We start from the raw sequence: 1,020 nt of genomic DNA, 5'->3' as shown, positions 1-1,020 counted from the left end.
AGAAAAATCCTGCGTACTTTCAAGCACCAAATGCACAACAACATCATGGCGGTGAGACTTGGCAACGAACATTGCATTCATTAAAGTATGAGCGAGAATTTCTGTGTGGGCATCTTTTCCAACGCCCGCCAAAAATTTCTTAGCATCGGTAGGAGCTGCACGAGCACGAAGAATAAAGGTTTTCATCAAAGCGTCTCTAGAATTATGATTCCAGATTGTAGCGTGACTCTAGATTATCCTGAAATAGCTAGTTGGCTATCATGTTCTGTGTCCTGATAAAAAACACAACGAAAGCAGGGTCAGAACCTTATCAAAATAGCCAGACCTACTATTATTGCACCTAATCTACACTGGTCTTTTAAAACATTTTCGCTGTGCGAAACGACGTTATTCAATACTTTGCGGACGATTTCCATCAGATAATTGAGGTGCTAGAGCTTCAAAACAATACTTATGCGCTAAGCGAGCAGTACAACATTGAATACATTGCGATACTTATATGGATTGATACTCTTGGGTGTGAGCACAAATCAAACGAGTACTTACAAATGAGAGAATACGAGGCGATGTATCAGTGGTACCAAGATTCCCTCAAAAAGCCATCAAAAATCAGACTTAAACAAGTCTCAGCATTGATTAGAAAAGAGTCATTGCGGCTATAAATGATATGTTATATCGTGAACATTCTTACGACTTAAGTAGTTCTAATGAGCCAAATAAATAAGATCATCAATAGCGCCGAGCAACAGTGTAAAGCTAAAGGCGTTCGCTTAACCGATAAGCGAAAACAAGTCCTCTCTGCGTTGATTCAATCAAAAAAAGCACTCTCTGCTTACGAGCTTGTTGATTACCTCAAAGATGAATTTAAAGCCCCTCTGCCCGCGATGTCAGTGTATCGTATTCTTGATTTCCTTCAGACAGAGCAACTTGTTCATAAGCTCGACATTGCCAATAAGTATGTTGCCTGCGCGCATATTACCTGTGGGCATGATCATGGTACCCCGCAGTTTTTGATTTGTA

The 1,020-nt window shown here is 40.3% G+C and carries 2 protein-coding genes and 1 pseudogene; 2 read left to right on the top strand and 1 reads right to left on the bottom strand.

Annotated elements, in window-relative coordinates; genetic code table 11:
- A pseudogene (locus A3762_RS08295) lies at positions 1-186 on the bottom strand (tRNA (pseudouridine(54)-N(1))-methyltransferase TrmY); the annotation flags it as partial.
- Between the two features lie 188 nt (positions 187-374).
- Between A3762_RS08295 and A3762_RS08290 the strand changes: the two are divergent.
- Both A3762_RS08290 and A3762_RS08285 read left to right on the top strand, forming a co-directional pair.
- Complete coding sequence (locus A3762_RS08290; protein WP_068476220.1) at positions 375-662, top strand: hypothetical protein; 288 nt, start codon at positions 375-377, stop codon at positions 660-662.
- Positions 663-707: 45 nt separating this feature from the next.
- Positions 708-1,020: Fur family transcriptional regulator (locus tag A3762_RS08285; RefSeq protein WP_068754910.1), on the top strand; the 313-nt coding region annotated here is incomplete at its 3' end.

This window comes from Oleiphilus sp. HI0125, assembly GCF_001635355.1.
Note: the sequence above shows the minus strand (reverse complement) of the source record. Positions and strands in the feature narration are given on the sequence as shown.